This is a genomic window from Streptosporangium subroseum, from assembly GCF_900188345.1.
Taxonomy (GTDB): domain Bacteria; phylum Actinomycetota; class Actinomycetes; order Streptosporangiales; family Streptosporangiaceae; genus Streptosporangium; species Streptosporangium subroseum.
The window spans coordinates 65,247-88,242 of sequence record NZ_FZOD01000040.1; the positions used below are offsets into that span (position 1 = coordinate 65,247).

24 protein-coding genes are annotated in these 22,996 nt (G+C 68.6%); 11 read left to right on the forward strand and 13 right to left on the reverse strand.

What is annotated here, in order from left to right; genetic code table 11:
* Positions 1–491: 491 nt before the first annotated feature.
* The gene (locus CHC08_RS31055; protein WP_089210962.1) at positions 492–1,322 is read right to left on the reverse strand and encodes a pentapeptide repeat-containing protein; all 831 of its coding nucleotides are present in this window, start codon (positions 1,320–1,322) and stop codon (positions 492–494) included.
* Between the two features lie 240 nt (positions 1,323–1,562).
* On the reverse strand, positions 1,563–2,009 hold the full coding sequence (locus CHC08_RS31060) for an ester cyclase (protein ID WP_218825574.1): 447 nt from the start codon (positions 2,007–2,009) through the stop codon (positions 1,563–1,565).
* Positions 2,010–2,155: 146 nt separating this feature from the next.
* Here CHC08_RS31060 and CHC08_RS31065 point away from each other — a divergent pair, with 146 nt between their 5' ends.
* From CHC08_RS31065 to CHC08_RS31075, 3 genes are all read left to right on the forward strand, one after another.
* The gene (locus CHC08_RS31065) at positions 2,156–3,055 is read left to right on the forward strand and encodes a LysR family transcriptional regulator (protein WP_143653405.1); all 900 of its coding nucleotides are present in this window, start codon (positions 2,156–2,158) and stop codon (positions 3,053–3,055) included.
* Positions 3,056–3,420: 365 nt separating this feature from the next.
* Positions 3,421–4,077, forward strand: coding sequence for an RNA polymerase sigma factor (locus CHC08_RS31070; RefSeq protein ID WP_218825575.1), 657 nt, complete (start codon positions 3,421–3,423; stop codon positions 4,075–4,077).
* Between the two features lie 41 nt (positions 4,078–4,118).
* Entirely contained in the window at positions 4,119–4,400 is a 282-nt protein-coding gene (locus CHC08_RS31075) for an anti-sigma factor family protein (protein WP_089210936.1), read from the forward strand.
* Here the strand turns inward: CHC08_RS31075 and CHC08_RS51800 are convergent.
* Positions 4,344–4,796 (reverse strand): zf-HC2 domain-containing protein, encoded by a 453-nt coding sequence (locus tag CHC08_RS51800; RefSeq protein ID WP_089210937.1) that lies wholly within the window; start codon positions 4,794–4,796, stop codon positions 4,344–4,346. The two genes, CHC08_RS31075 and CHC08_RS51800, sit on opposite strands and share 57 nt — an antisense overlap.
* A gap of 125 nt (positions 4,797–4,921) precedes the next feature.
* On the opposite strand from CHC08_RS51800, the gene CHC08_RS31085 reads away from it, so the two are divergent.
* The 6 genes from CHC08_RS31085 (at position 4,922) to CHC08_RS31110 (ending at position 12,422) form a co-directional block, all read left to right on the forward strand.
* Positions 4,922–6,214 carry a glutamate-cysteine ligase family protein gene (locus tag CHC08_RS31085; RefSeq protein WP_089210938.1) on the forward strand — a complete coding sequence of 431 codons (1,293 nt, stop codon included), beginning with the start codon at positions 4,922–4,924 and terminating at the stop codon, positions 6,212–6,214.
* Between the two features lie 50 nt (positions 6,215–6,264).
* Positions 6,265–7,584 (forward strand): ergothioneine biosynthesis protein EgtB, encoded by a 1,320-nt coding sequence (gene egtB / locus CHC08_RS31090; protein ID WP_089210939.1) that lies wholly within the window; start codon positions 6,265–6,267, stop codon positions 7,582–7,584.
* A complete protein-coding gene (egtC, locus tag CHC08_RS31095; RefSeq protein WP_089210940.1) occupies positions 7,585–8,289 on the forward strand; it encodes an ergothioneine biosynthesis protein EgtC in 705 nt (234 codons plus the stop codon). It abuts the gene before it with no gap.
* Positions 8,290–8,519: 230 nt separating this feature from the next.
* Positions 8,520–9,500, forward strand: coding sequence for an L-histidine N(alpha)-methyltransferase (egtD, locus tag CHC08_RS31100; RefSeq protein ID WP_089210941.1), 981 nt, complete (start codon positions 8,520–8,522; stop codon positions 9,498–9,500).
* Positions 9,497–10,645 carry an ergothioneine biosynthesis PLP-dependent enzyme EgtE gene (gene egtE, locus CHC08_RS31105; RefSeq protein ID WP_089210942.1) on the forward strand — a complete coding sequence of 383 codons (1,149 nt, stop codon included), beginning with the start codon at positions 9,497–9,499 and terminating at the stop codon, positions 10,643–10,645. The genes egtD and egtE overlap by 4 nt, the downstream gene beginning before the upstream one ends.
* 700 nt (positions 10,646–11,345) lie before the next feature.
* On the forward strand, positions 11,346–12,422 hold the full coding sequence (locus tag CHC08_RS31110; RefSeq protein WP_179282312.1) for a lysylphosphatidylglycerol synthase transmembrane domain-containing protein: 1,077 nt from the start codon (positions 11,346–11,348) through the stop codon (positions 12,420–12,422).
* Between the two features lie 200 nt (positions 12,423–12,622).
* Here the strand turns inward: CHC08_RS31110 and CHC08_RS31115 are convergent, their stop codons facing one another.
* The 3 genes from CHC08_RS31115 to CHC08_RS31125 all read right to left on the reverse strand — a co-directional run bounded on the left by CHC08_RS31115 (position 12,623) and on the right by CHC08_RS31125 (position 15,272).
* Positions 12,623–14,089, reverse strand: coding sequence for an MDR family MFS transporter (locus CHC08_RS31115; protein ID WP_218825576.1), 1,467 nt, complete (start codon positions 14,087–14,089; stop codon positions 12,623–12,625).
* Positions 14,090–14,406: 317 nt separating this feature from the next.
* The gene (locus CHC08_RS31120; RefSeq protein WP_089210944.1) at positions 14,407–14,868 is read right to left on the reverse strand and encodes an SRPBCC family protein; all 462 of its coding nucleotides are present in this window, start codon (positions 14,866–14,868) and stop codon (positions 14,407–14,409) included.
* Positions 14,865–15,272, reverse strand: coding sequence for an ArsR/SmtB family transcription factor (locus tag CHC08_RS31125; RefSeq protein ID WP_089210945.1), 408 nt, complete (start codon positions 15,270–15,272; stop codon positions 14,865–14,867). Before CHC08_RS31125 ends, CHC08_RS31120 begins: the two co-directional genes overlap by 4 nt.
* A gap of 374 nt (positions 15,273–15,646) precedes the next feature.
* On the opposite strand from CHC08_RS31125, the gene CHC08_RS31130 reads away from it, so the two are divergent.
* Entirely contained in the window at positions 15,647–16,039 is a 393-nt protein-coding gene (locus CHC08_RS31130; protein ID WP_089210946.1) for a PPOX class F420-dependent oxidoreductase, read from the forward strand.
* 72 nt (positions 16,040–16,111) lie between these two features.
* Here the strand turns inward: CHC08_RS31130 and CHC08_RS31135 are convergent, their stop codons facing one another.
* Entirely contained in the window at positions 16,112–16,885 is a 774-nt protein-coding gene (locus tag CHC08_RS31135; protein ID WP_089210964.1) for a MerR family transcriptional regulator, read from the reverse strand.
* A 194-nt stretch (positions 16,886–17,079) separates the two neighbouring features.
* Here CHC08_RS31135 and CHC08_RS31140 point away from each other — a divergent pair, with 194 nt between their 5' ends.
* Positions 17,080–17,808: a neutral zinc metallopeptidase gene (locus CHC08_RS31140; RefSeq protein WP_245878668.1), complete on the forward strand. Its 729-nt coding sequence runs from the start codon at positions 17,080–17,082 to the stop codon at positions 17,806–17,808.
* A 122-nt stretch (positions 17,809–17,930) separates the two neighbouring features.
* On the opposite strand, the gene CHC08_RS31145 is transcribed toward CHC08_RS31140, so the two are convergent.
* The 6 genes from CHC08_RS31145 to CHC08_RS31170 form a co-directional block, all read right to left on the reverse strand.
* Positions 17,931–18,467, reverse strand: a complete 537-nt coding sequence (locus CHC08_RS31145) for an ester cyclase (RefSeq protein ID WP_089210948.1) — start codon at positions 18,465–18,467, stop codon at positions 17,931–17,933.
* Positions 18,455–19,819 (reverse strand): sensor histidine kinase, encoded by a 1,365-nt coding sequence (locus CHC08_RS31150; RefSeq protein WP_089210949.1) that lies wholly within the window; start codon positions 19,817–19,819, stop codon positions 18,455–18,457. The genes CHC08_RS31145 and CHC08_RS31150 overlap by 13 nt, the downstream gene beginning before the upstream one ends.
* A 284-nt stretch (positions 19,820–20,103) precedes the next feature.
* Entirely contained in the window at positions 20,104–20,304 is a 201-nt protein-coding gene (locus CHC08_RS31155) for a TetR/AcrR family transcriptional regulator (RefSeq protein ID WP_089210950.1), read from the reverse strand.
* Between the two features lie 33 nt (positions 20,305–20,337).
* Positions 20,338–21,120: an ABC transporter permease gene (locus CHC08_RS31160; protein ID WP_089210951.1), complete on the reverse strand. Its 783-nt coding sequence runs from the start codon at positions 21,118–21,120 to the stop codon at positions 20,338–20,340.
* Positions 21,117–22,055, reverse strand: coding sequence for an ATP-binding cassette domain-containing protein (locus CHC08_RS31165; RefSeq protein WP_089210952.1), 939 nt, complete (start codon positions 22,053–22,055; stop codon positions 21,117–21,119). The genes CHC08_RS31160 and CHC08_RS31165 overlap by 4 nt, the downstream gene beginning before the upstream one ends.
* A 43-nt stretch (positions 22,056–22,098) precedes the next feature.
* The gene (locus CHC08_RS31170) at positions 22,099–22,764 is read right to left on the reverse strand and encodes a DUF4097 family beta strand repeat-containing protein (protein ID WP_089210953.1); all 666 of its coding nucleotides are present in this window, start codon (positions 22,762–22,764) and stop codon (positions 22,099–22,101) included.
* Positions 22,765–22,996: the final 232 nt, after the last annotated feature.

Genomic DNA, 22,996 nt, shown 5'->3' on the forward strand with positions numbered 1-22,996 from the left:
CTCTTGAGCAATGTCCTCTCACTGCCATCGCCTTCGCTGCACGCCCCGGTGAGCATCATGCCGGTCATCCCGATCACGGCTAATCCCACACGCATACAGGGGTGCATTCTTCCCGCCGATTTCTCTTGCTTCGATTGCCCGTTTACCGACCGCCGTACCACCTGTATCAGACGTCAAAAAGTCGCGACTGGTTCGGCGGTTCACGTACGGCTACGAAATCCGCTCATGCTCGACGGAGCCTTGGCATGGCCGGTCACCCTGCCGCAGCCCGGCCATGCCGACATGGCCCATGCTCACCGCCGGTACGGCTATGCGTTCCATCGCTCGCTCACCTCGTTTCGGCTGCGACAAAAACCATCCATAAAAAATCACAGCGTCGACGTGCCGGGACCGTGGCGCCTCCACCGGGAGAATTATGTTTTCGGGTGCCACAGGGTTGCCCGGGATTATCCGTCGAGCGGGGTGGCTGAGCCGCCGGAGCGTCCGAAGACTTACCAGTGCCCCGGGTGGGTGAGCGACGGCGGCACCCTGGTGTGGGCGTCGCCCTTGGCCGCGTCCAGCTGGGACTGGATGAGAAAGATGCTGTCGGTGAGGTCGGCGCCTCTGAGGTCGGCATCTCTGAGATCGGCCCCGGTGAGGTCTGCCATTCTCAGGTCGGCGCCTCTCAGATCGGCACCGATGAGATAGGCCCCTCTCAGGTTGGCGCCTCTCAGGTCGGCGCCCTTGAGTTTGGCGCCGATGAGGTCGGCTCCCCTGCGGTCCTTCTTCTTACGGGGGACTTCGGCTCGCACGAGTTCGCTCGCGCGCAGCAGCAGGACGTTGACGTCTCGCCGGAGTGCCGCCACGTCCAGTTTCGCGAGAGCGTCGGGGCTGTTGTGCGTGAGGCGTTCGATCTCCTCCAGCGCGAGGCCGAGCTCACCGTGGAGGGAGCGGGCCGGTTGCAGCGTCAGCGCCTCGGTCAGGTACCAGAGCAGCTCGTGGAGGTCCCGGACGATCGGGAACACCTCGAACATCTGCCGTGCGGTTCGCGGAGCCTGCCGCCAGTCCTGCCCGCCGAAAGTGATCTGGGAGACCTTCTGCCCGGCGCCGAAGCAGTCGTAGACCGTGCAGCCCCGAAAGCCCTGCGGCCTGAGGCGCGTGTGAATGCCACAGCGGAAGTCCTGCCGCAGGTTGGGACAGGCCTGCCCTGCGTTTTTGTTGATCGCGAAGTCCGTCGAGGCGGAGAAGGCCGGTGCGACACAGCACAGGGCGAAACAGCTCTCGCAGTCGGCTCGCAGGCTGTGGCGCCCCTTTTCTGAGAGGGACGCTGCGGTGGACGCCAAGACGGGCGCCGAGACGGGCGCTGAGATGGGCGCCGCGGCGGGCTCTGCGTGTTCGCGTTTGTCGGACAACGTGCGCGGTCTCCTGTACGAGGCAGTCGTGCCGGTCGCGGCCGGCGAAGAACGGCTCTGAACAGCACTTCAACAACCGGCTCTGGGCGGCGTTTTCACCACGCACCCTAGCCGACCTCGTTCAGGCCGCCGCCTCGGGCGGGGCCGCTTCAAGGTCGCCGAGCATGGCCTTCACTCTCCGGTCAACCGCTGGAACAGCTCCCATGAAGCACGCTCGACCCAGTTGTGCAGCAGCTTGCCGTCTTCGCGGACCGCCCAGACGGCGGTGCCCGTGAAGGCTATCGGCCGCTGGTCGGCCGCCGTGCCGAGCACCCCGTTGTTTCTCCCGGTTATGCGCCAACGAGACGCGACACGACTTCCGTCCTCGTTCTGGAATGACTCGATGACTTCGAGGTTCAGGTCATTGATTTTCTCCAGGAAGTTCCTGACCCACTCCTTGAAGCTCTCCTTCGAGACGACATCCTCGCCACCGCTGGTGATGACAAAGTCGTCGACCACGAACCTGTCGATCGCATCGGGATCATGTGCGTTCCATACGGCGTCCCAGAACGCTTCCACAATCTCGACCGATGTCGGATTGCTCATCTCCGCCCTCCATGACGTGCCGAAATTCTCCACGCCGTTGATCTTTTACGGTCTTATCAAGAATAATTTGGACCGTGAGCCCGGCCGGCGGCGCCCCGCCTCATCGGGCTCGATCCATCGAGGCTGCTTATGGCCGGGCTCCCGGGCACGAGGTGCGGGCGAGCCGACCATACTGGAGTGTGGATCCCGGCCCGCCGCTGCGAGACATCGGCTGCTTCGCGCTTGTCGCCCAGCACCTCAGCTTCTCGCGCGCCGCGGCCGAGCTGCACATGTCCCAACCGGCGATGAGCCAGGCCATCGGCCGCCTGGAGCGATCCCTGGGCATCCGCCTCTTCGAGAGGACCAGCCGGGAGGTCCGGCTCTCGGCAGCCGGCAAGGCACTCCTGCCCTACGCCGACGCGATGCTGGAGGCCTCCGCCGCGCTCATGGCCGAGAGCACACGACTGGCCATGTCGGCGAGACCGACCATTCGCCTGGCTTATCCGTTGATCGTCGGGCCTCTCGCGGCGCGGATCACCCGCCGCCTGGCCCGGCGCAAGCCCGCGATCGACGTCGAGCTCAGGGCGGCCGGGTGGAGCGCCGCCACATCGGCCCTGGAACGGGGCGACATCTCGGCGGCGATTCTCAGCACGCCGTTCCCCCGGGAGTTGACGACCGCCGCCCGTTTCCACGTGACGGTCGGTCATCTCGCCGTACCGGCGGGCGATCCCATCGCCGCCCTGTCGCGGATCAGGCCCGAGCAGCTCACCCGATACAAGATCCTCATGCCGCGCAACCGCACGCCCGGCGGCATGTGGGCGCGGTTCGCCGCCCAACTGCGAGGACCGCACCAGCACCACGTGGTGGCCGACGACATCGACGACTTCGCGGCCGCACTGGACCTCGTGGCCGCCGGTGTCGGCCTGCTGCCGACACCCCATCTGCTCGTCAAGGCCATCCGCCGCCATGACGTCCACTTCGTCCCCCTCGACGCCGGGGACCTGCGCATGACGTACGGACTCGCCTGGTCCCCCAAGCATGTCTCGCCCGAGCTAATGGTCCTGGTCCAGGCCGTCCAGGAGGCGTTGTGGACGAGGTAGGGTCCCGGGCTCCATTCAGCCTGTCCGGCACGCCGTACGGATGCCGCGACCTTGGCCTCTTCGCTCCGGTCGCGTGAGCGCGTAACAAATCGCGTGACCGCGTAACAAAAGGGCAAGGTGCGGAACTGTAGATGGGAGAGGAAGAGGAGGCCATGCGACCCGGTCGGACAGAAATCAAGCGAAAAGGTGTCAGACCAGGTCAGAGCGGGAATCTTCCTCCCCGGACCCGAAGCTCTCCGCCGGAGCGCTTCGGCGGAGAGGGCGCGCCAAGTATCGGCGAGGCCGATACGCTCCCGAGCCGGGACGAGCCGCAGAACGTTCCAACATTACGAATGTCCTAAATGTCCCATATGGAGGAAGCGATCGTGGAGTCGTTCACGGGCGGCAGGTTGCCCCCGGACGATGTCGTCGTCGCGGCCCTGCGCGCCGGAGACGAAGCGATGTTCGCGACGCTGCTGGACACCTGGTCGCGAGGGATGTTGTGGCTGGCCCGTTCGCACGTGTCCACCAACGACTCGGCCGAAGAGGTCGTGCAGGACACCTGGCTTGCGGTGATCAAGGGAATCGACGGCTTCGAGGGCCGCTCGTCGGTCAAGACCTGGATCTACCGGATCCTGGTCAACACGGCCAGGAAGCGCGGCGTGCGCGAGAACCGCACGGTTCCGTGGAGCAGCGTCTTCGAGCAGGAGAGACCGACCGTCGACCGCTCGTCTTTCCAGGGCGTGGACGACCCTCTCCCGGGCCACTGGAAGTATCTCCCCGCGATCTGGCCGACTCCGGCTCCGGAGGGTGAGCTGCTCGCCGCGGAGGTACGCGTCCGGATCGGGGCGGCACTGGCCGAATTACCCCCCAGACAGCGAACCGTGATCACACTGCGCGACGTCGAGGGGTGCACTTCTGAGGAGGTCTGCGAGATCCTGGATATCTCCGCGGCCAACCAACGCGTTCTGCTGCACCGCGCCCGCGCGGCGGTGCGCGAGCAACTGGAAGATTATTTCGAGACGGCGAGGCGGTCGGCGTAGTGAAAACGGTTCAGTTTCAAGACGGTAAGGCGGTCGAAGTTGTGAAGCGGTTCAGCTGCGACGAGTTAGTGGAGCTCGTCACCGCCTTCCTGGAAAACGACCTCGACGAGTCCACCCGTTCCCGGTTCGAGGAGCATCTGGTCGGCTGCGAGGGCTGCGAGCACTACCTCAGCCAGTTCCGCACCACCGTCGACGCCCTCGGCACGCTGAGGGTCGAGACCCCCGGCGCGCCACGGCACGAGGGTCTGCCGGGCGACGAAGGCCTGTCACGCGCCACGCGCGACCGCCTGATGTCCGCCTTCCGCGACCGGCGGACGGCCTGAGTCCGGGCCTGAACATGAGTCCGCGCCCGATTCCGCACCCGCGCCCGAACCCGAGTCCGTACCCGGTTCCGCACCCGCGCCCGAACCCGGATCCGCGCCCGCGTCTACACCTGCGCCTGCACCCGCTGCACCTGCGCCCGCGCCCGCGCCGAGGAATGCTCCGCACAACTCTCTGAGCACGCGCTCCGGAACGCCGTCGGTTCCGAGATGGCCCAGTGCCTTGATCGTCGCCCGAACCTGTTCCAGGTAGCCAAGGCAGCCGGCGCATCCGGCCAGGTGAGACTCGAAGCGCCGCCTCCGCCTGGCGGGCAGCGCCTCTTCGAGGTAATCGGTGACAAGCCCCAGAACCTCACGGCAGCCTGCCGATCGGCCGAGGCGAGATCCGGCTCGCATCATTCCCACTCGTGCCCCATGTCACGTAGTTCCGCTTGCGGATCGATCCGTTACATCCCGCTTCTCTGTAACGTTCGCGCGCTTCGCGGATCTATAGATCCATACATATCGGGCGAAAGGGGAAGAGGATGACCGGTCTGACGACCGAGAACGCCCTCATCCGGAACACCTCGGACGTTGAGGACTTCGCACGGGGCTGCTTCCTCGGCTCCACCGGCGATCAGGTGGGAGTGGAGCTGGAGTTCCTGGTCTTCGACCGTACGGCTCCCGATCTCCAGGTCCCGATGGACAGGATCTCCGATGCCCTGCCTCCGCTGCCCGGAGGGAGCAAGGTGACCTTCGAGCCGGGCGGCCAGCTCGAACTCTCCGGCACCGAGGGCTCGCTACCGGATGCGATCGCCCGCCTCGCCGCCGACGTGGACGTCACCCGCAGGGCGCTGTGGGACGCCGGCATGGCGCTGGTCGGGGTGGGTCTCGACCCGCTGCGCCCGGCCCGGCGGCAGTTGCGCCTGCCCCGGTACGAAACGATGGCCGCGTTCCTCGGCGCACCGTACGGATCGCTGATGATGTGCTCGACGGCGTCGATCCAGGTCAACCTGGATCTGGGCAGGAATCCCGCGGCCCGGTGGGAGCGCGCGCACCTGCTGGGTCCCGTCCTGGTGGCGGCCTTCGCCAACTCGCCGCTCAGCGAGGGCCGGCCGCACGGATGGATGTCGGGCCGCCAGATGGTGTGGGAACGGCTCGACCCCACGCGGACGACCCCCGTCCCCGTGGTCGAGGATCCCGCCGCGGCCTGGACGGACTACCTGCTCGACGCCCGGCTCATGCTCGTCGGAGAGGAACAAAAACGATATAGAGGGCGCGAAATTCGCAAAACGGATGAGGCGCGCGAGAAAAAGGGGAAGGGCGGGGAACGAGGCCGTCCGATCCACGACGGCTCGACCCTCCGTGACCGGCTGGGCGCGTCCGCCCACCCGCTGACCATGACGGACCTGGCCTACCACGCCACGACCCTCTTCCCTCCGGTACGGCCGCGCGGCTGGCTGGAGATCCGCTACCTCGACGCCCAGCACCCGGCGAACTGGCCGGTGTGCGTAGCGGTGACCCACGCTCTCGTGATGGACGACCGTACGGCCGACGCGGCGGTGGCCGCGGCCGAGCCGTACGCGGCGATGTGGTCGCAGGCGGCGCGCTGCGGTCTGGCGGACCCGGGGCTGCGGAAGGCCGCCGACGCCTGTTTCCGGGCGGCCATCGAGGCGCTGCCCCGCCTGGGGGCGAGCGCGGACCTGGTCCGCGAGGTGGCCGCGTTCGCCGATCGCCATGTGACACCCGGCCGATCTCCGGCCGTCGACCTGCTGGATCTGGTGAGAGGACCGGAACGGCGCCTGCCGGCCTGGTTGACCGAGGAAGAACCGGCCTGACTCCTCCCCGCGGCTGAAAGCCCGGGGTCTCCACTCACAGGGAGATTTCAATGAGCGACTTCAAGGAGCGGATCGCCGCCGAGCTGGTCTCGGTGCGAAACCGCTCCCTGACCTATACCGACGCCGAGGACGACGTGCTGCTGCGGCAGCACTCACCGCTGATGTCACCGCTGGTGTGGGATCTGGCGCACGTGGGCAACTACGAGGAGCTGTGGGTGCTGCGGGAGGCCGGAGGGATCACCCCGCTCCGGCCCGAGATCGACGACATGTACGACGCGTTCATGCACCCGCGCAAGGACCGTCCGAGCCTGCCCATGCTGGCGCCGGTGGAGGCGCGCCACTACATCGAAGGCGTGCGCGGCCGGGTGCTGGACGTCCTGGACAAGGTCGACCTGCACAGCCCCGATCCTCTGCACCGGGGCGGTTTTGTCTTCGGCCTGGTGATCCAGCACGAGCACCAGCACGACGAGACGATGCTCGCCACCCTGCAGCTGTCGAAGGAGCCGGGCCTGGTCCGCGACGGCGACCTGCCCCCCGGCAGGCCGGGAGGCCCCGAGGAGGTGTTCATTCCCGCCGGGTCCTTCCTGATGGGGACCGACACCGAGCCGTGGGCCTACGACAACGAACGGCCCGCCCACCGGGTGGACCTGCCCGGCTACTGGATCGACAGGCTCCCCGTCGGCAACCGCGCCTACGCCGCCTTCATCGAGGAGGGCGGCTACGACGACCCGCGGTGGTGGACCCCGGAGGGCTGGCGCTGGCGGCAGGAGAGCCGCGCCTTCGCCCCGCTGTTCTGGACCAGGGACGGCGGCACCTGGTGGCGCAACCGCTTCGGCCGGACCGAGCCCGTGCCCATGGACGAGCCCGTCCAGCACGTGTGCTGGTACGAGGCCGACGCCTACGCCCGCTGGGCCGGTAAGCGGCTGCCCACCGAGGCCGAATGGGAGAAGGCCTGCGGCTGGGACCCCGAGGCCGAGCGGGCGCGGAAATATCCGTGGGGCGACGACGTTCCCGGGGCCGACAGGACCAACCTCGGGCACAGGGCGGCACGGCCCGCGCCGCTCGGCGCCTTCCCCGCCGGGGCCAGCGCCTACGGCGTCGAACAGATGATCGGCGACGTGTGGGAGTGGACCGGCTCCCGCTTCCTGGCCTATCCCGGCTTCAGCAGCTTCCCCTACCCCGAGTACAGCGAGGTCTTCTTCGGCGGCGACTACCGGGTGCTGCGCGGTGGATCCTGGGCGGCCGACCCGGCCGCGGTCCGCACGACGTTCAGGAACTGGGACCACCCGATCCGCAGGCAGATCTTCTCCGGCTTCCGCTGCGCCCGATCGGCCTCCCCCGAGCGCGTCTCCTCCCCGGGGCAGAAGTAGATGTGCCGCCACGCGGCCTGGCTGGGCCCCCCTCGCACCCTCGACTCACTGATCCACGAGCCCGAGCACGGTCTGCTCCGGCAGTCCCACGCCCCGCGCCGGCAGCGATACGGCACGGTCAACGCCGACGGCTTCGGCATGGGCTGGTACGACCCCGCCCGCGCTGAGCCGGTCCGCTACCGCCGTGCGATCCCCATGTGGACGGACGCCAACCTGCCGGCCCTCGCGCAGGTCGCCCGCTCACACTGCCTGCTGGCCGCCGTACGGTCCGCCACCGTCGGCATGCCGATCGAGGAGACCGCGACCGCGCCCTTCGCCGACGGACCGTGGCTGCTCAGCCACAACGGCCGCGTCGCGCGAGAGGCGGTCAGGGAGCTGGCCGACGGCGCGGAGAGCTCCTGTGACGCCGCGTGGCTCGCCGCCGCGGTGTTCGAACGGCGGCGCGCGGGCCATCCGCTCGGCGACGCCCTGGCGGAGGTCGTCATCCACGCCGGGACCAAGGATCCCGACGCCCGCCTGAACCTGCTCGCCTGCGACGGGGGGGCGATCGCCGCGACCGTCTGGGGCGACACGCTCTTTCTCCACCTCGACGACGGCGTGCTCGTGGCGAGCGAGCCGCTGGACGACCGGCCCGGCTGGCAGGCCGTACCGGAGCGGACCCTGGTGCTCGCCTCTCCCGAGGGCGTGCACTTCCAGCCACTCTGACCCGGCACCGTCCCGGCCGCGATCCGACGAACCGTCGGGCGAGAAGGACCACGACCGAGCGGAGCGAGGTCATCCAGAAAACACAGCATCCGGCCACGAACCGACGAACCGTCAGGCGAGAAGGACCATGACCGAGCAGAGCGAGGTCATGCAGAAGACACAGCACCCGGTCACGGGCCGGTGAGCCGTCAGGCGAGAAGGACCGTGATCCATCGACTTCGGGGGGACCCATGTCCGTCAGCCAGTCAGCCGTACACCTGATCAACCATCTCGGCCGCGACTACCTGCGCCAGGCGCTTGAGCACGACGTCCACACGGGGCTGACGTCGACGCCCAAGTGGCTGCCGCCCAAATGGTTCTACGACGCGACGGGCAGCGAGCTGTTCTCCCAGATAACCCGGCTGCCGGAGTACTATCCCACGCGTCGCGAACTGGCCATCCTGCGCGAGCACGCAGGCGACATCGCGGTGCGGAGCCGCGCCGACACCCTGGTCGAGCTCGGCTCGGGGACCAGCGAGAAGACCGTCCTGCTGCTCGACGCCCTCACCGCGGCCGGGACGCTGCACACCTACACGCCGGTGGACGTCGACGCGATCACCCTCGCCGACGCCGCGCGACGGCTCGCCTCCCGCTACGCCGGTCTGACCGTGCACGCGGTCTGCGCCGACTTCGAGCAGCACCTGACGCTGCTGCCGCGAACGGGGCGCCGGATGGTGGCCTTCCTCGGCGGCACCATCGGCAACCTCGATCCGGCGGCACGCGAGATGTTCCTGAAGGAGCTGCGCACCACGCTCCGACGCGGCGACACCTTCCTGCTCGGCGCCGACCTGATCAAGGACACCGACCGGTTGATCGCGGCGTACGACGACGCGGCCGGGGTGACCGCCGCCTTCAACCGGAACGTCCTGCACGTGATCAACCGGGAGCTGGACGCCGACTTCGAGCCGGACGCCTTCGAGCACGTCGCGCTGTACGACGCGGAGCACAACTGGATAGAGATGCGGCTCCGCGCCACACGGGACATGCACGTGCGGGTCGGCGATCTCGGGCTGCACGTCTCCTTCGAGGCGGGGGAGGAGGTCCGTACGGAGATCAGCGCCAAGTTCCGCCCCGACGACCTGCGACGCGAGCTCGTCGCGGCCGGATTCGAGGTGAACCACCGCTACATCGACTCGACCGGTGACTTCAGCCTCTTCCTGGCCAGTGCGTGATCGCTGACGACTGGCGGGCGGCGCGGTCCTCCGCGCCGCCCGGCCACCTCGACGCCGCCGGATGCAACGTCCCCAGCGACCGGGTGCTCGACGCCGTCGTCGAGCACCTCCGGCTTGAGCGCGAGGTGGGCGGTTACCAGGCGATGCCGGACTTCCACGCCCCCAAATCGGCACTGGCCACCCTGGTCGGCGCCGACGCCGGCGACGTCGCCTTCCTGGAGAGCGGGACGGCGGCGATGGTGGCGCTGCTGGGTGGATGGCGGCTTCCGCCGGGCAGCCGGGTCGGCGTTCCCCGCGCCGAGTACGGGAGCACCCTCATGCTGCTGCACCGTCTGGCGCGGCTCCGCGGCTGGAAACTCCTCGAACTGCCCGCCGACGACGACTCCCGCCTTGATCTGGACGGGCTCACGTCCCTGCTGTCAGACGGGCTGGACCTGGTCACCCTCCCGCACATCTCCTCCCACCACGGCATCGTGCAGCCCGCCGCCGCGGCCGGACGGCTGTGCCGCGCCGCCGGGGTGCCGCTGGTCCTCGACGTCTGCCAGTCCCTCGGCCACGTGGACGTCGGCGGCACCGGTGCGACCGCCTATGTCGGGACCTCTCGCAAGTGGCTCGCCGGGCCCCGAGGGGTCGGCTTCCTGATCGTGCCCGGCCTCGCCGAGTACGGCGAGGACATGGACGCGGCGGCTCCCGCGCTCGGCGGGCACGTCTGGGTGCACGGGGACCCCTCACCGCTGGCCGGCGCGGCTCGCTACGAGACCTCCGAGGGGCCGATCGCCGGGCGGGTCGGGTTCGGCGTCGCCGTACTGGAACACCACGCCCTCGGCCCCGCCGCGATCCACGCGTGCCTGGCGGAACTCGGTGTCGCGGCGCGTCGCCTCCTCGACGGGGCCGGCGGCTGGCGGGCGGTCGAACCCCTCGACGAACCGTCCGCCATCGTCACCCTCAGGCCGCCGCCGGGCGTGGAACCCGCGACGGCCGTCGAGAACGCCAGGTCACGGGCGGCGAAAGCGTCCCTGCTGATCGGCGCCGTACCAGTCGGCAGAGCCCCCGCGGACCTGCCCACACCCGTGTTGCGAATCTCCCCCTCTCCGGGAGCGTGCCAGGAGGACCTGCACGCCCTGGCCCGCGTTCTCGATCACTGAACCGACTGTTCAGAGAATCTCGGTGACTCTCCTCCCCGAGCAGATCTGCTCCCCCGAGCGGATCTGCCTGGGACCGGAGGGCCTTCCGGTGCGGAAGGGGCCCTCAGCGGGGCGGCTCCGGCGACCGGGGCGCGCATCGTCTCATGGTGTTTCTCCTGTGAAACGAGATATTGCTGCTTCCCTACGCCCCTGACACTAGAAAGATTCACCGGCCCCTTCTGCGCAGGAATGCACACACACCGTCCAGTGCGCACTATTACGGGTTACGGACCACGCCAACCCCCTGCCCACGCCGCCAGAGGCCTCGCCGTGAGCGTCGAAACCACCCTCCCGCGGCAGCCCACATCCCACTTGACCAGGACGTCCACCGTTCTCGGCCCGAACAGTCAAGGAATCGGCGGTATCGTTCTGGGCTCGCCGGTTGTTGTCCCTTTCGGCAACCAGCCGTCCGACCTGCCGGTGGCCACCTCGCTGCCACCCACCCGGGTGCCCCTCAGCCTGGTGCCATCGCCCGTCACGCCGGTGACGTTGCTGCGCTCGACGGCTCTTTCGACGGCACCTCCGCCGTCCAGGCGCTCATCGGGCGCTCGCTTGGACCGTCGTGGGAGTAGTGACTGTGCCTGATTGTCGAACATCGCGCCTCCAAGGCTCATCTCACGTCCGCACCCGCAGCCCTCGGCTCCCCCTGACACCCCCCTCCGTGCAGGACGACGATGACCCCCAGGAGCAACCCCTGCCCGACCGGTCGCCCGCGGACGGTCCGCCGTCCCGGACGCTGTCGCCCACCGTCCGCTGGTGGATCCGGCTCCTCCTGCCCGTCGCGGTCATCTCCGTAGGGATATGGACGCTCCGCGACAGCCTGCCGGCGCCCGCGCAGATCGGCGAGGCCATGGGCGAAGCCCATCCCGGGGGCCTCATCGTCGCCCTGGCCACCTCGGTGCTGTCGGTCACCATGTTCGCCCGGCAGCAGCGAGCGCTGCTGCACGCCTACGGCGTCGCCATGGGACCGTCGTATGCCCTGGCCCTGGCCTACGCGCGCACCGCCATAGCCGCCGCCCTTCCCGCCGGATCCGCGGTCTCGGCCGCCTATGCCTTCCAGCGTTTCCGCGCCCACGGCGCGAGCCGTACCACCGCCGCCTCGGTCACCATTCTGTCCGGCACCGTCTCGGCCCTCGGCCTACTGCTGCTCTACCTGGCCGGCATGGCCCTGGCCCTCGTCATCGATCCCGGTCTGCTCGTCGACGCCCAGGGAACGTTGATCACAGGCGGAGTCCTCGTCCTGGTGGCGGCGGTCGTACTGGCCGCCGGACGCCTGCGCCGGCGGAGGCCCACCTCACCTCGGTGGTCCCGCGTGTCCGCCGCCCTCGCGCCGGTCGGCGCCACCTTCCGCACGGTCGCCGCCCTTCCACGCCGTGACGCGGCGGCCGCGCTCGGGTTCGCCGTGATCGCCTGGATGGCCGACCTGGCCTGCCTGTACACCGCTACCGTCGCGTTCGACCTGGACGTCCACCCGGTACGGCTGGCCGCCCTCTACCTCGCCACCCAGTTGCTGCGGCAGATCCCGCTCACCCCCGGCGGCATCGGCATCATCGAGACCAGTCTCATCACCGGCCTGGTCGCCACCGGAGCGGCTCCCGCGCCGGTCGCGGCGGCCGTACTGGTCTACCGGCTGCTCACCTGCTGGCTCACCCTGCCCATCGGCGCCGCCGCCTGGGCCCTGCTCCGCCGCACGGAGCCTGATCCTCGGCAGACCCCGGAACCCCAGCAGGTGCCGTAACCCGGCCGCGCCACCCGCTCACGGCGAGCACCGGTGGCCGCGTCCGCCGACGTCAGCCGCAACACCGGCGGACGCCGTAGCCCAGTCCCGGCAACACCCCCGGTAAGCACCGGTGGCCGCGTCGACCGCAACACCGGCGGGTGTCGTAGCCCGGCCCCGCCAACGCCCACGGCGAGCACCGGTGGCCGCGTCCGCCGACGTCAGTCGAACGTGAGCTGCTCGGTGCGCCTGGGCATGAGCAGCATGGCGCCCACACCCAGCACGGCCACCAGGAGAAGTGCGAGGAAGATGTTGTGGGTGGCGTCGTAGAGCGCCGTGCGGATGAAGGACGCCGCGGCCGGATTCCCGCCCGCGTCCTGGCCGCCGAGCACCAGGCTCGTCGCGTCGACGCTGTCGGGCAGTGAGGCGGCCACCGCGGCCGGCGGGTGGGCGAAGTGGCCGGCCAGCGTGGCGTTGGAGATGGCTCCGAAGACCGCCGCTCCGACCGCGCTGCCGATGGAGCGGCAGAACATGTTGGTCGCCGTGACGACGCCGCGGCGCTCCCATCCGACGACGGACTGGATGGCGACCATCGTCGGGCTCGACGCGAGCCCCAGCCCGGCGCCCACGACGAAACACGCTCCCGCCACCGCCCATATCGGGGCGCGCTGGGTGAGCAGGACGCACAGGATGGCGCCGACCACGATCAGGCCGCTGCCGATGAGCGCCGTGTCACGGAAGCCGATGCGCATGTAGATGCGTCCCGACAGGGTCGCTGCGATGGGCCAGCCGATGGTGAGCGCGGCCAGGGCGAAACCGGCCACCAGCGCGCCGGTGCCGAGAACGCCCTCCGCGTAGGTCGGCACGTACGAGCTGAGCCCGATCATGAGCGCGCCGACGCTCAGCCCGACGAGGTTGCCGCCCGTGAGCGTCCGTTGACGGAACACCCACAGCGGCAGGATGGGCTCGGCCGCTCTGCGCTCCACGAGGACAAACGCGACGGCCAGGACAACACCCGCCGCGAGGATGAGCAGGCTCGGAACGGATCCCCAGCTCCACGCCACCCCGCCTTCGAGCAGGCCGAGAATGATCAGGGAGGAGCTGCCCGTGAGCAACGTCGCCCCAACATAGTCGATCTTGTGGGAGCTCCGTGTCACCTGCTCCTTGAACCGCCGGGCGAGCACCAGCGCGGCGATGCCGCCGAGCGGCAGGTTGATGAAGAAGATCCACCGCCACGAGGCGTACTCCGAGAAAAGGCCGCCGAGAGTGGGCCCGATCACGGAGGCGGCGCCCCAGACGCTCGCGACGTACCCCTGCACGCGCGCGCGTTCTTCGACGGAGTAGAGATCGCCGACCATCGTGATGCTCATGGGCTGCACGGCCCCGGCACCGATGCCCTGCAACGCGCGGAAGATGATGAGCGCCGGCATGCTCCAGGCGAGCCCGCACAGCACGGAGCCCAGCAGGAACACGGCGATGCCGAAGAACATCACCGGCTTACGCCCGAAGATGTCGGCGAACTTGCCGTAGAGGGGGACCGTCACCGCCTGGGTGAGCAGGTAGATCGAGAAGAGCCAGGGGAACTGGGAGAAACCCCCCAGGTCGCTGACGACCGATGGCACCGCCGTCGCGATGATCGTGCTGTCGATTGCCACCAGGCCGGTACAGAGCATGATGGCGGCAAGCACCGGCCCACGCTTCGACCTGAAACCAACGCCCTCCGAAGTCACTGTCGTCACGTGGGGAAGTTCTCCTTGCGGGCTGAGCATGGACATCAACGCCGGACTCAACCCCGCCGGCAACGTGGCCGTCCAGCGTGTAAGCAACCACCCGCTCGCCCTGGGCATTCCTCCCGAAAGAAATTCACAGGAACCTCGGAGACTCGCAGGTCATGGAGAGCGGAGGCCGGGATCGAGTCGATCTCCAAGCGCCCTACCTGCGGAGACCGTCAGATGACGACGGCCGGCCCGTCCATGGCGAGGGGCCGGCCGTCGTCGTGAGCGGGTCAGTCCACGAGCAGCGTGTCGAGCTTGGTGAACGAGCTCTCCCAGCCCTCACGAGCCATGTCCGCCACTTCCTCGGTGTAGAGGCCCTGCCGCAGCACCAGCCGGGTCTTGCCACCCTCGTCGTGGAACTCGATCCTCATGTACATGCTGCCGCCCTCCTGCTGGCCCGGGATGCCCTCCCACTCCTCGGTGCCCACGAGCAGCTCGTTCTCGATGACCTCCGTGAACGTCGCGTCGACGGGCGACGTCATGTTCGGGTCGTCGTCGCTGACCATCGTGAGCCGCTGGTGGCCGCCGACTCGGGCGTCGATTTCGACGGTGTCGCGAGGCACCGAGAATCCGACCGGGCCGAACCACTGCACGATCTGGTCGGGGTCGGTGAAAGCCCGGTAGACCAGCTCCCGCGGAGCGTCGAAGGTCCGGGTGATGATCAGTTCCTTGCTGGCCGTCGCGTCCGTCATGGCGCTTTCCTTCTCTCGAGTGTGCCGTTGTCCTGCTGCTCTGACCGTTCTTGCGTGCTCTCGCTTCGCCGTGCCGATTGGTCCTGCTGGATTCGTCGCAGATGGGCGTCAAGCCGGTCGAGGTTGACGTCCCAGAACCGCCGGTAGGGCTCCATCCAGGCCGTGACCTCTCTGAGAGGCCCGGCCTCCAGACTGCTCGATCGCCATTGGGCCGAACGACTCCGGGAGATCAGCCCGGCATTCTCAAGCACCTTCAAGTGCCGCGAGATCGCCGGAAGGCTGATGGAGAACGGCTCAGCCAGCTCCGAGACGGTGGCGTCACCCTCTGCCAGCCGGGCCAGGATCGCCCGGCGGGTCGGATCCGCCAGTGCCGCGAAGATCATGCTGAGCCGATCGACTGCCATCGCATTTAACCTTGCTGTTAATTAACCGATGTGTTAAATGTAGGGCTCTGCCAACACACTGTCAAGCAATCCCGAAGGCGTGGGCAGGCCGCAGCCGAACAGCGAACAGCTGGGCGTCCAGACGCGGGCACGTCTCGGCGAAACCATCCTGAATACACCAGATGCCACACATCGAATGGTCGGGAAATCGGCACTCTCCGCAGTCGGCGGAGACGGGCTGTTTCCCGAACGCATGAAGGCACTACCGCAACCTCAGAGTGGGAACGGGCCGGTAGTACACCGCGATCTCCGGCCATGACGGAGCAAGTATGCTGCTCCGCAACCGTGCCGAGCAGCTCAAGAGAGCGCCGCATCCGACTGGCTGAGAGATCGCCGTGAAACTCACCGAAGAACTGCTCGCGCTGCTGCGTCAGCCGAGCATCTGCTATATCGCCACCTCGATGGCCGACGGTTCGCCGCAGGTGACCCAGGTCTGGGTCGACACCGACGGCGAGAACGTGATCATCAACAGCGTGCAGAGCCACGTGAAGACCAGGAACATCGAGCGGGACCCGCGCGTGGCCGTCGCCATCTCCCACCCGGACGACCCCTCGCGGTACTTCCAGGTGCGCGGCCGGGTGATCGAGGTCACCACCATCGGCGCGGCCGACCACATCGAGGCGCTCGCCCAGAAATACCTCGGCAAGCCGTACCCCTGGTACGGAGGTCGCGACCAGGTGCGCGTGATGTTCGTCATCAAGCCCGAGAGCGTCGGCGGCATGGGGTAACACTCCAGCGATCAGGGCTGTCTGTCGCGGCAGGAGAGGCCTCGCCGGCGCCTCTCCTCCCGTCGGCCGCGGCTATCCGGCCTGCCGGGCCCGCTCCAGATAGTGGACCAGGTCACGCATCCGGTCCACGGGCCACGGCAGGCCCCGGCCGATCTCCTCGCTGTTCTCCTCCCACGTCCTCTGCGCCGCCGCCTTGGTCCGTTCGCCGTCTTCGCCGTCGCTGTGGAACCCGCTCGCCAGCGTGTCCCAGCGGCCGACCAGGGCCCGCACCTGCGGGTCGTCGACGGGAGTGCCGTCCTGTACGTGCCGCAGGAGCTCCTCGACGAGCCCGGCCCATTCGGTCTTGGCCGCCTCGACGGCCTCCGAGCCGAGCTCGGTCCTGCGCCGGGCCAGTTGCTCCCGCTGCTCCGTCGTGAATGAGGTCTCGAACACAGAGATCATCTCCAAGGTCGTCATGAACTGGTCCGGATCGGGCATCAACGCGCCGTCGATCTGTTCCAGCAGCCCGTGAAGCCGGTGCGTGAGCTGCTGGATCCGTACGGCGTGCGCCTCCAGCCCGCGTAGCTGGGCCGTCAGCAGATCGCGCATCGCCGCCAGGTCGCCCTCGGAGTCCGCGAGCACGCTCGCGATCTCCTCCAGCGACAGCCCGAGCGCCCGCAGAGCCCGCACCCGATACAGCCGCCGCACATCGCGCTCGGTGTAGCGGCGATGCCCCGAGGCGGTGCGTTCGTCCGCGCTCAGCAGGCCGATCTCGTCGTAGTGGCGCAGCGCGCGCACGGTCATCCCGCTCGCCCGCGCGATCTCGCCGATGCTCCACCGACGCCCGGCGTCGTCTTTCCCGATCACGTCCACAACGCTAGGACCTTCCGTCGCGGCAGGTTCAAGCCCATCGCCACGATCCGGTGGACGTGAGCGGTTACGGCGTGCCGACTCGACGCCCAGGAGTTCTAGGCTGTCGGGTCATGCGCTCCCTCCCGCCCGGCGCCGGTTCCCCGCGATCTCTCCGACGCCTGGCCGCCTTCACGCGACGGGCTCTCCCGGTGGCCTTGTGCCTCGCCGTCCTGCCATCCGGGGTCGCGCAGGCCGCTTCGCCCAAGAGCTCGCTGCTGAAGACCGGCCGGCTGGCGGCCACCTCGTGCCCGGAACCGCCGATCATCGATCTGGGCATCCCCAGGACGCGTGAATACCTGGCGGCGGCCATGAAATGCCTGAACACATCATGGTCCGCCCATTTCGCTCGCGCCGGGCTGAAGTTCCGCAAGCCCACGGTCGCCTTCTACGAAGAACCCGTGGAGCGCGTCTGCGGAATACCCTGGCCGGTCTACGTGGCGGCCTTCTACTGCACCGAACGGGCCACGCTGGTGTTCCCGCTCACCGGCGACTGGATCGAGAACCGGACCGATCTGTATCCCCTCAAGACCGCCGCCCACGAGTACGGCCACCACCTGCAGAGCCTCACCGGCATCAGAGATCGCTACGAGGCCCGTGTCCGCTCCGACCACGCCCACCAGGCCGAACTCGGCCGCCGCTACGAACTTCAGGCGGACTGCCTGTCAGGCGTGTTCCTGGGCAGCGTACGACGCTCGTCGTCACGCACCGAGCAGGACTGGAAGTCGCTGTCCGACACGCTCCGCGCCAGCGGCGACGACCGCGACCACCGCGCCCACGGCACCGGCGCCAACCGGGTCCGCTGGTTCAATCGTGGCTACCGCGCGGTCTCTCCCGCCGCCTGCGACACCTGGACCGCCACCCCGTCCCAAGTGTCCTGATCCCACAGGTCGCGGCCGGTGAAGCACTCGACAAAAGATCCGAACAGGGCGCGGAGAAGCCGGACGCCGCCACGGCCCCCGCCCTCGGGAGCCGGCGACCGCCGATCTCCTGAGTCTGTGAGTCATTCGGAGATGCAGGGGACACCGAGCTGGGTGAGCATCTCCAACTGGTCGTAGTAGACACGTTGGCTGGCGATCAGCCCGTCCTCCATGGTGCGGATGTCGCAGCCGCGGATGGCGACGCGCCGGCCGGTCGCCTGGACGGCTCCTCCGGTGGGCAACAGGAACGGCCCGGTATGAGTGCCGGTGGCCGTCCACTCGCTCACCACGAGATCTCCGCATACGGCTCCGCTGTGTGGCGTTATTTTGATGTCCGGCATTCCCTCGGCGTAGAGCGCGAAGTAGGACGCGATCTCCTCACGTCCCTCGGCGATGCCACCCGGACAGACGTAGATCGCACGCGGGCCGAAGAAACTCGCCGCCGTTTCGAAATCATGCGCGTTGAACGTGGCTACGAACTCGTCCGTGACTTCCTGGTCGTTGGACACCATGGACTCCCTGAATCGATCCTGCGCCGGCGTGCCTCCCTTGGCATCACCAGCCCCAGCGGCGGTCACCATTCCGCCCTGAACGAGCTCGGCGCCGGTCAGATCCGCCATGCGGGCGTCTGCCCCTCGTCGACGACGTGAAATGCGCCGGGAGAGGCTTCACCGATGGGCGGCCGCCCGGTCGCGTCCATCAACGGCAGCCGAAGCACGAATCGGGCGCCTCGTGGCGAGTCCTCGACCCGCAGGGTTCCGTTGTGGGCGTGGGCGATGTCGCGGGAGATGGCCAGGCCGAGCCCGCTGCCCCCGGGTTCGCGGCGCCGTCCGGCGTCCAGGCGGACGAAGCGCTCGAAGACGCGTTCGCGGTCCTGGGGCGCGATGCCGTCACCGTCGTCGGTCACCGTGACCACGGCCTGACCGGCCGCGCGCTCGGCGGTGGCCTCGATTCTGGTGTCGGCGTGCCGCCGGGCGTTGGCCAGGAGGTTGTCGAAGACCCGGATCAGCTGGATCCGGTTGCCCTGGACGGTCACATCCCGGTCGACGTGGACGTGAACCGGCACGCCGCCCATCTGGGCCCCCGCTTCCTCCGTGACCAGCGCGCCGAGGTCGATCGGCTCGTGCGCCACCGCGTCGCCCGCGCGGAGGCGGGCCAGCACCAGCAGGTCATCGACGATCGTCTCCAGCCGGCGAGTGATCGACAACGCCTCTCGAATGGTTTCGTGAGGGTCGACGTCGTCGGGATAGAGCACCGCCTCCTCCAGCCGGGTGTGCAGGCCGGTGAGCGGGGTCCTGAGTTCGTGAGAGGTGGTGGAGGCGAATCTGCGTTGCTGCTTCACCGCCTCTTCCAGCCGGGCCAGGGTCTGGTTGGCGGTGCGAGCGAGCAGCGCGTACTCGGTGCGGCCGGAGGGCTCGGGCACCCGCAGGCTCAGGTCGCTCACCGTGATCTCCTCCATGGTCGCGCGGATCGCCGCCACGGGACGCAGGGAACGGCCTCCCACCCACCAGTTCCCCCCCGCCACGAGGCCGGTGGTCAGCAGGATTCCGGCGCCGGTGAGAATCTCCAGTCGGTACGTGGCCAGGATGGGCGGCTCAGTCATTCCCGCGTAGACGAAGTGGGGAACACCTCGCCAAAGCTCGCGCGTCTCTATCGGAGAGAGCCGGACTGCGGAGAGCATGACGCACCCGCCCTGCGGGAAGCACTGGGTGTCATCCTGGATCCGATCGTCGACCGGAGGCATCACCGTGCTCAGGGCCGACCTGCCCGCCGCCGCGGCGCTGGCCACCACCACCCGGCCGTGGGAGTCGATGAGCTGGAGGAGGTTGATGCGAGTCTTCGGGATCGGCCGCGGCGGCGTGCTGCCGGGCTGGAAGGACCCGAGCCAGTTGGTGGCGACTCGCTGGGCTTGCTGGAAAACCTGCTCTTGGGCCCTGTCCAGAACCAGGAAGTCGAGGCCGGCACCGATCATGGTAAGGAAGATCAAAGCCAGGCCCGCGACCGCCAGTGTGGTGCGCGCCTGAAGCGAATCCGGAAGAAATGATCCCCGTCTGCCTCCCAAGATGGCCCTCCCTTCTTACACAAGTCCAGGTCAGGTCACCTTTGACGGTAATCGCCAGATAAGCGGCCATGCAATGAAAGGCCCACATCTGAACCAAAAGAGTGCCCGTGCATTGCCAGCGCCAGACCAACGTCCCCCCGCGGACATCACGTCCCGGGCGGCCACGCACAGGGAGCGGCGGGCTCCGGCGTCGGCTACGTGGCGTTGCGTTCGAGGACGGCGTCGAAGAGACCGTCCTTGTAGCCGAAGTAGGCGTAGATCATGTACTGGTTGGCCTTGGCGCTCTCCGCGATGCGAGCGGTGCGGGCACCGGAGAGGCCGTGGGCGGAGAATTCGGCGGTCGCGGCGTTCAGGACGCGGCGACGGGCGAAAAGGTTCAGGGCCGTCAGACCCATTGGTCTGACGGCCCTGAATGGCCCATTTCACGGTCAGGCCTTGTTGAAGGTGTTCTTGGCCCAGAGGTAGGAGACGGCGGTGAGGCCGACGCACCAGGCGAGGGCGATGGCGGCGCTGTTGCCGATCGGGGTGCCCAGGAGGAGGCCGCGGATGGTCTCCATGATCGGGGTGAAGGGCTGGTATTCGGCGAACCAGCGCAGGACGGTGGGCATGGAGTCGGTGGGCACGAAGCCGCTGCCCAGGAAGGGCAGCAAGACCAGGGGCATCGGGGCGTTGCTGGCCGCCTCGGGGGTCGGGGACTTCAGGCCGAGGGCGACCGACAGCCAGGTGATCGCTATGGCGAACAGGGTGAGCAGGCCGGCGGTGGCCAGCCACTCGATCGCGGTGGCGTTCGGGCGAAAGCCGATCACCAGGGCGATGACGATGAGGACGATCATGCCGAGCAGCTGCTGGATGACGCTGGCGACGACGTGGCCGGTCAGGACCGAGGCCCTATAGATCCGCATGGTGCGGAAGCGGGCGATGATGCCTTCGGTCATGTCGGTGGCGACCATGACGGCGGTTCCGGTCGCGGCGGTGGCCGCCGCCATGAGCAGGATGCCGGGGACGATGTAGTTGACGTAGGCGTCACGGCCGCCGCCTCCACCGCCGAGCCCGTTGCCCAGGGTGCCGCCCAGGACGTAGACGAACACCAGCAGCAAGATTGCGGGCGTGACGACCAGTTGCACGGTCATGGACGGGTAGCGGATCAGGCGCTTGAGCTGGCGCCGGACCATGGTGGAGGAGTCGCGCACGGCAAGGGTCAGGGTGCTCATCGGGTGGTCTCCTTGTGCTGGCCGGTGAGGGTGAGGAAGACGTCGTCGAGGTCGGGGGTGTGGACGCTCAGGTCGGCGATGTCGATCGAGTGTTCGTCCAGGACGACGAGCAGTTCGCGGATCGCGCGGACGCCGCCGTCGCTGGGCACCTGCAGGGTGAGCGCCTGGGGGTCGGCGATCCCCGTACCCAACAGGTGGCGAGCGGCGTCGAGCAGGTGCGTGTCGGCGAAGGTGAGCTCGATGTGGCCGCCGGGGATGAGCCGCTTGAGCTCTTCGGGGGTGCCTTCGGCGATCAGCCGTCCGTGGTCGAGGAGGGCGATGCGGTCGGCGAGCTCGTCGGCCTCCTCCAGATACTGGGTGGTCAGGAAGATGGTGACGCCGCTCGCGACGAGTTCACGCACGATCTGCCACATGGAGCGGCGGCTGCGCGGGTCCAGGCCGGTGGTGGGCTCGTCCAGGAAGATCAGGCGGGGGTCGCCGACCAGGGTCATCGCCAGGTCGAGGCGGCGTTGCATGCCGCCGGAGTAGGTGGCGGCCGGTTTGCGCGCCGCGTCGAGGAGGTCGAAGCGCTCCAGCAGTTCGGCGGCCTTGCGCTTGCCGTCCCTGCGGGACAGGTGCTTGAGGTCGGCCATGAGGAGCAGGTTCTCCTCGCCGGTGAGCAGCTTGTCGACGGCCGAGTACTGGCCGGTGACGCCGATCGCGCCGCGCACGTCGTCGGGTTTGCGGGCCAGGTCATGGCCGCCGACGGCAGCGGTGCCGCCGTCGGCGGCGATCAGGGTGGACAGGATCTGGACGGTGGTGGTCTTGCCGGCGCCGTTCGGGCCGAGCAGGGAGAAGATCGTTGCTTCGGGGACGGCCAGGTCGATGCCGTCGAGCACGACCTTGTCGCCGTAGGACTTGCGCAGTCCGTTCGCCGCGATGGCCAGGTTTGTCATGAGGGATGCTCCGTCAGAGGGTGCGAGGTCGGAGGGGGTGGGTTCAGAGGCTGCGGGCGGTGATGTCGCCGTGGGAGGTGGTGGCACGGATGTCGAGATCGGCGCTGCCGTTGTTTTTGAGGGCGTTGCTGATGCGGCCGTAGCCGGTACCGGCATCCAAAGCGGCCGAGACCCCGGCCGCGGCGCCGATCGAGATGTCACCGGACTGGGTGCTGAGCACCACCGTGCCGCGTGCGGCCTCGGTGATGCGGATGTCACCGCGGGTGGTGCTGATCTCGGCGGGACCGCCCAGGCGGCCGATCTCGACGTCGCCGTCGATCGCGGTGAGCCGGACGCTCGCGGCTTCGTCGATTTTGATCTGGTGGTGGGCGCCGTCGAAGGCAATGTCGCCCAGGCGGCCGACGCCGCGCAGTTCGGCGGCGGCGGCCGTGGCCTGCAGGTGGGAGCCGGTGGGCAGTTGAACGGTGATCTGCAGGGAGCCGGAGGGGCCGAACAGCTGGTGGGTGGGCTGGGGGGTGTGGATGCGCAGGATGCCGTCGGTGTGGGTGACGGTGGTCTGCTCAGCGGCCTGGACGTCGCGGGTTTTGGCGGGGTTGGTGGGCCGGATCTCGACGGTGGCATCGGTGCGGTCGGCGGCGATGAGCTGGAGGCGGCCGGCGGGGATGTCGATGATGGTGGTGATCGGGGTGGGGGTGGCGAACTTCTGCATGGTGTGCTCCCGTGCCTTGTTGTTTCTGACAGTGGAAACGCTACGTTGCATTCCAATTCAGGGCAACATGCTCGTTGCGGATAATCGGCGTTTATGCAGGCAGATACGGTAAAATCGTTGCGATGGCCTTGAGAGTAATGCAACGGTCATTCCCGTGCACGTTGCAATGGATTGAAAGCGAACGCTACAGCGCGGGCGTCGTCGACCATGAGGGAGATCGCGGTGCCGGGCG

Excerpts from the sequence above, each read along its gene's own strand:
- CHC08_RS51800 (WP_089210937.1), bottom strand. The coding sequence starts at position 4,796 with ATGATGCGAGCCGGATCTCGCCTCGGCCGATCGGCAGGCTGCCGTGAG.
- CHC08_RS31085 (WP_089210938.1), top strand. The coding sequence starts at position 4,922 with ATGACCGGTCTGACGACCGAGAACGCCCTCATCCGGAACACCTCGGAC.
- egtB (WP_089210939.1), top strand. The coding sequence starts at position 6,265 with ATGAGCGACTTCAAGGAGCGGATCGCCGCCGAGCTGGTCTCGGTGCGA.
- egtC (WP_089210940.1), top strand. The coding sequence starts at position 7,585 with ATGTGCCGCCACGCGGCCTGGCTGGGCCCCCCTCGCACCCTCGACTCA.
- egtD (WP_089210941.1), top strand. The coding sequence starts at position 8,520 with ATGTCCGTCAGCCAGTCAGCCGTACACCTGATCAACCATCTCGGCCGC.
- CHC08_RS31120 (WP_089210944.1), bottom strand. The coding sequence starts at position 14,868 with ATGACGGACGCGACGGCCAGCAAGGAACTGATCATCACCCGGACCTTC.
- CHC08_RS31125 (WP_089210945.1), bottom strand. The coding sequence starts at position 15,272 with ATGGCAGTCGATCGGCTCAGCATGATCTTCGCGGCACTGGCGGATCCG.
- CHC08_RS31145 (WP_089210948.1), bottom strand. The coding sequence starts at position 18,467 with ATGGCGGATCTGACCGGCGCCGAGCTCGTTCAGGGCGGAATGGTGACC.
- CHC08_RS31150 (WP_089210949.1), bottom strand. The coding sequence starts at position 19,819 with ATGATCGGTGCCGGCCTCGACTTCCTGGTTCTGGACAGGGCCCAAGAG.
- CHC08_RS31155 (WP_089210950.1), bottom strand. The coding sequence starts at position 20,304 with ATGGGTCTGACGGCCCTGAACCTTTTCGCCCGTCGCCGCGTCCTGAAC.
- CHC08_RS31160 (WP_089210951.1), bottom strand. The coding sequence starts at position 21,120 with ATGAGCACCCTGACCCTTGCCGTGCGCGACTCCTCCACCATGGTCCGG.
- CHC08_RS31165 (WP_089210952.1), bottom strand. The coding sequence starts at position 22,055 with ATGACAAACCTGGCCATCGCGGCGAACGGACTGCGCAAGTCCTACGGC.
- CHC08_RS31170 (WP_089210953.1), bottom strand. The coding sequence starts at position 22,764 with ATGCAGAAGTTCGCCACCCCCACCCCGATCACCACCATCATCGACATC.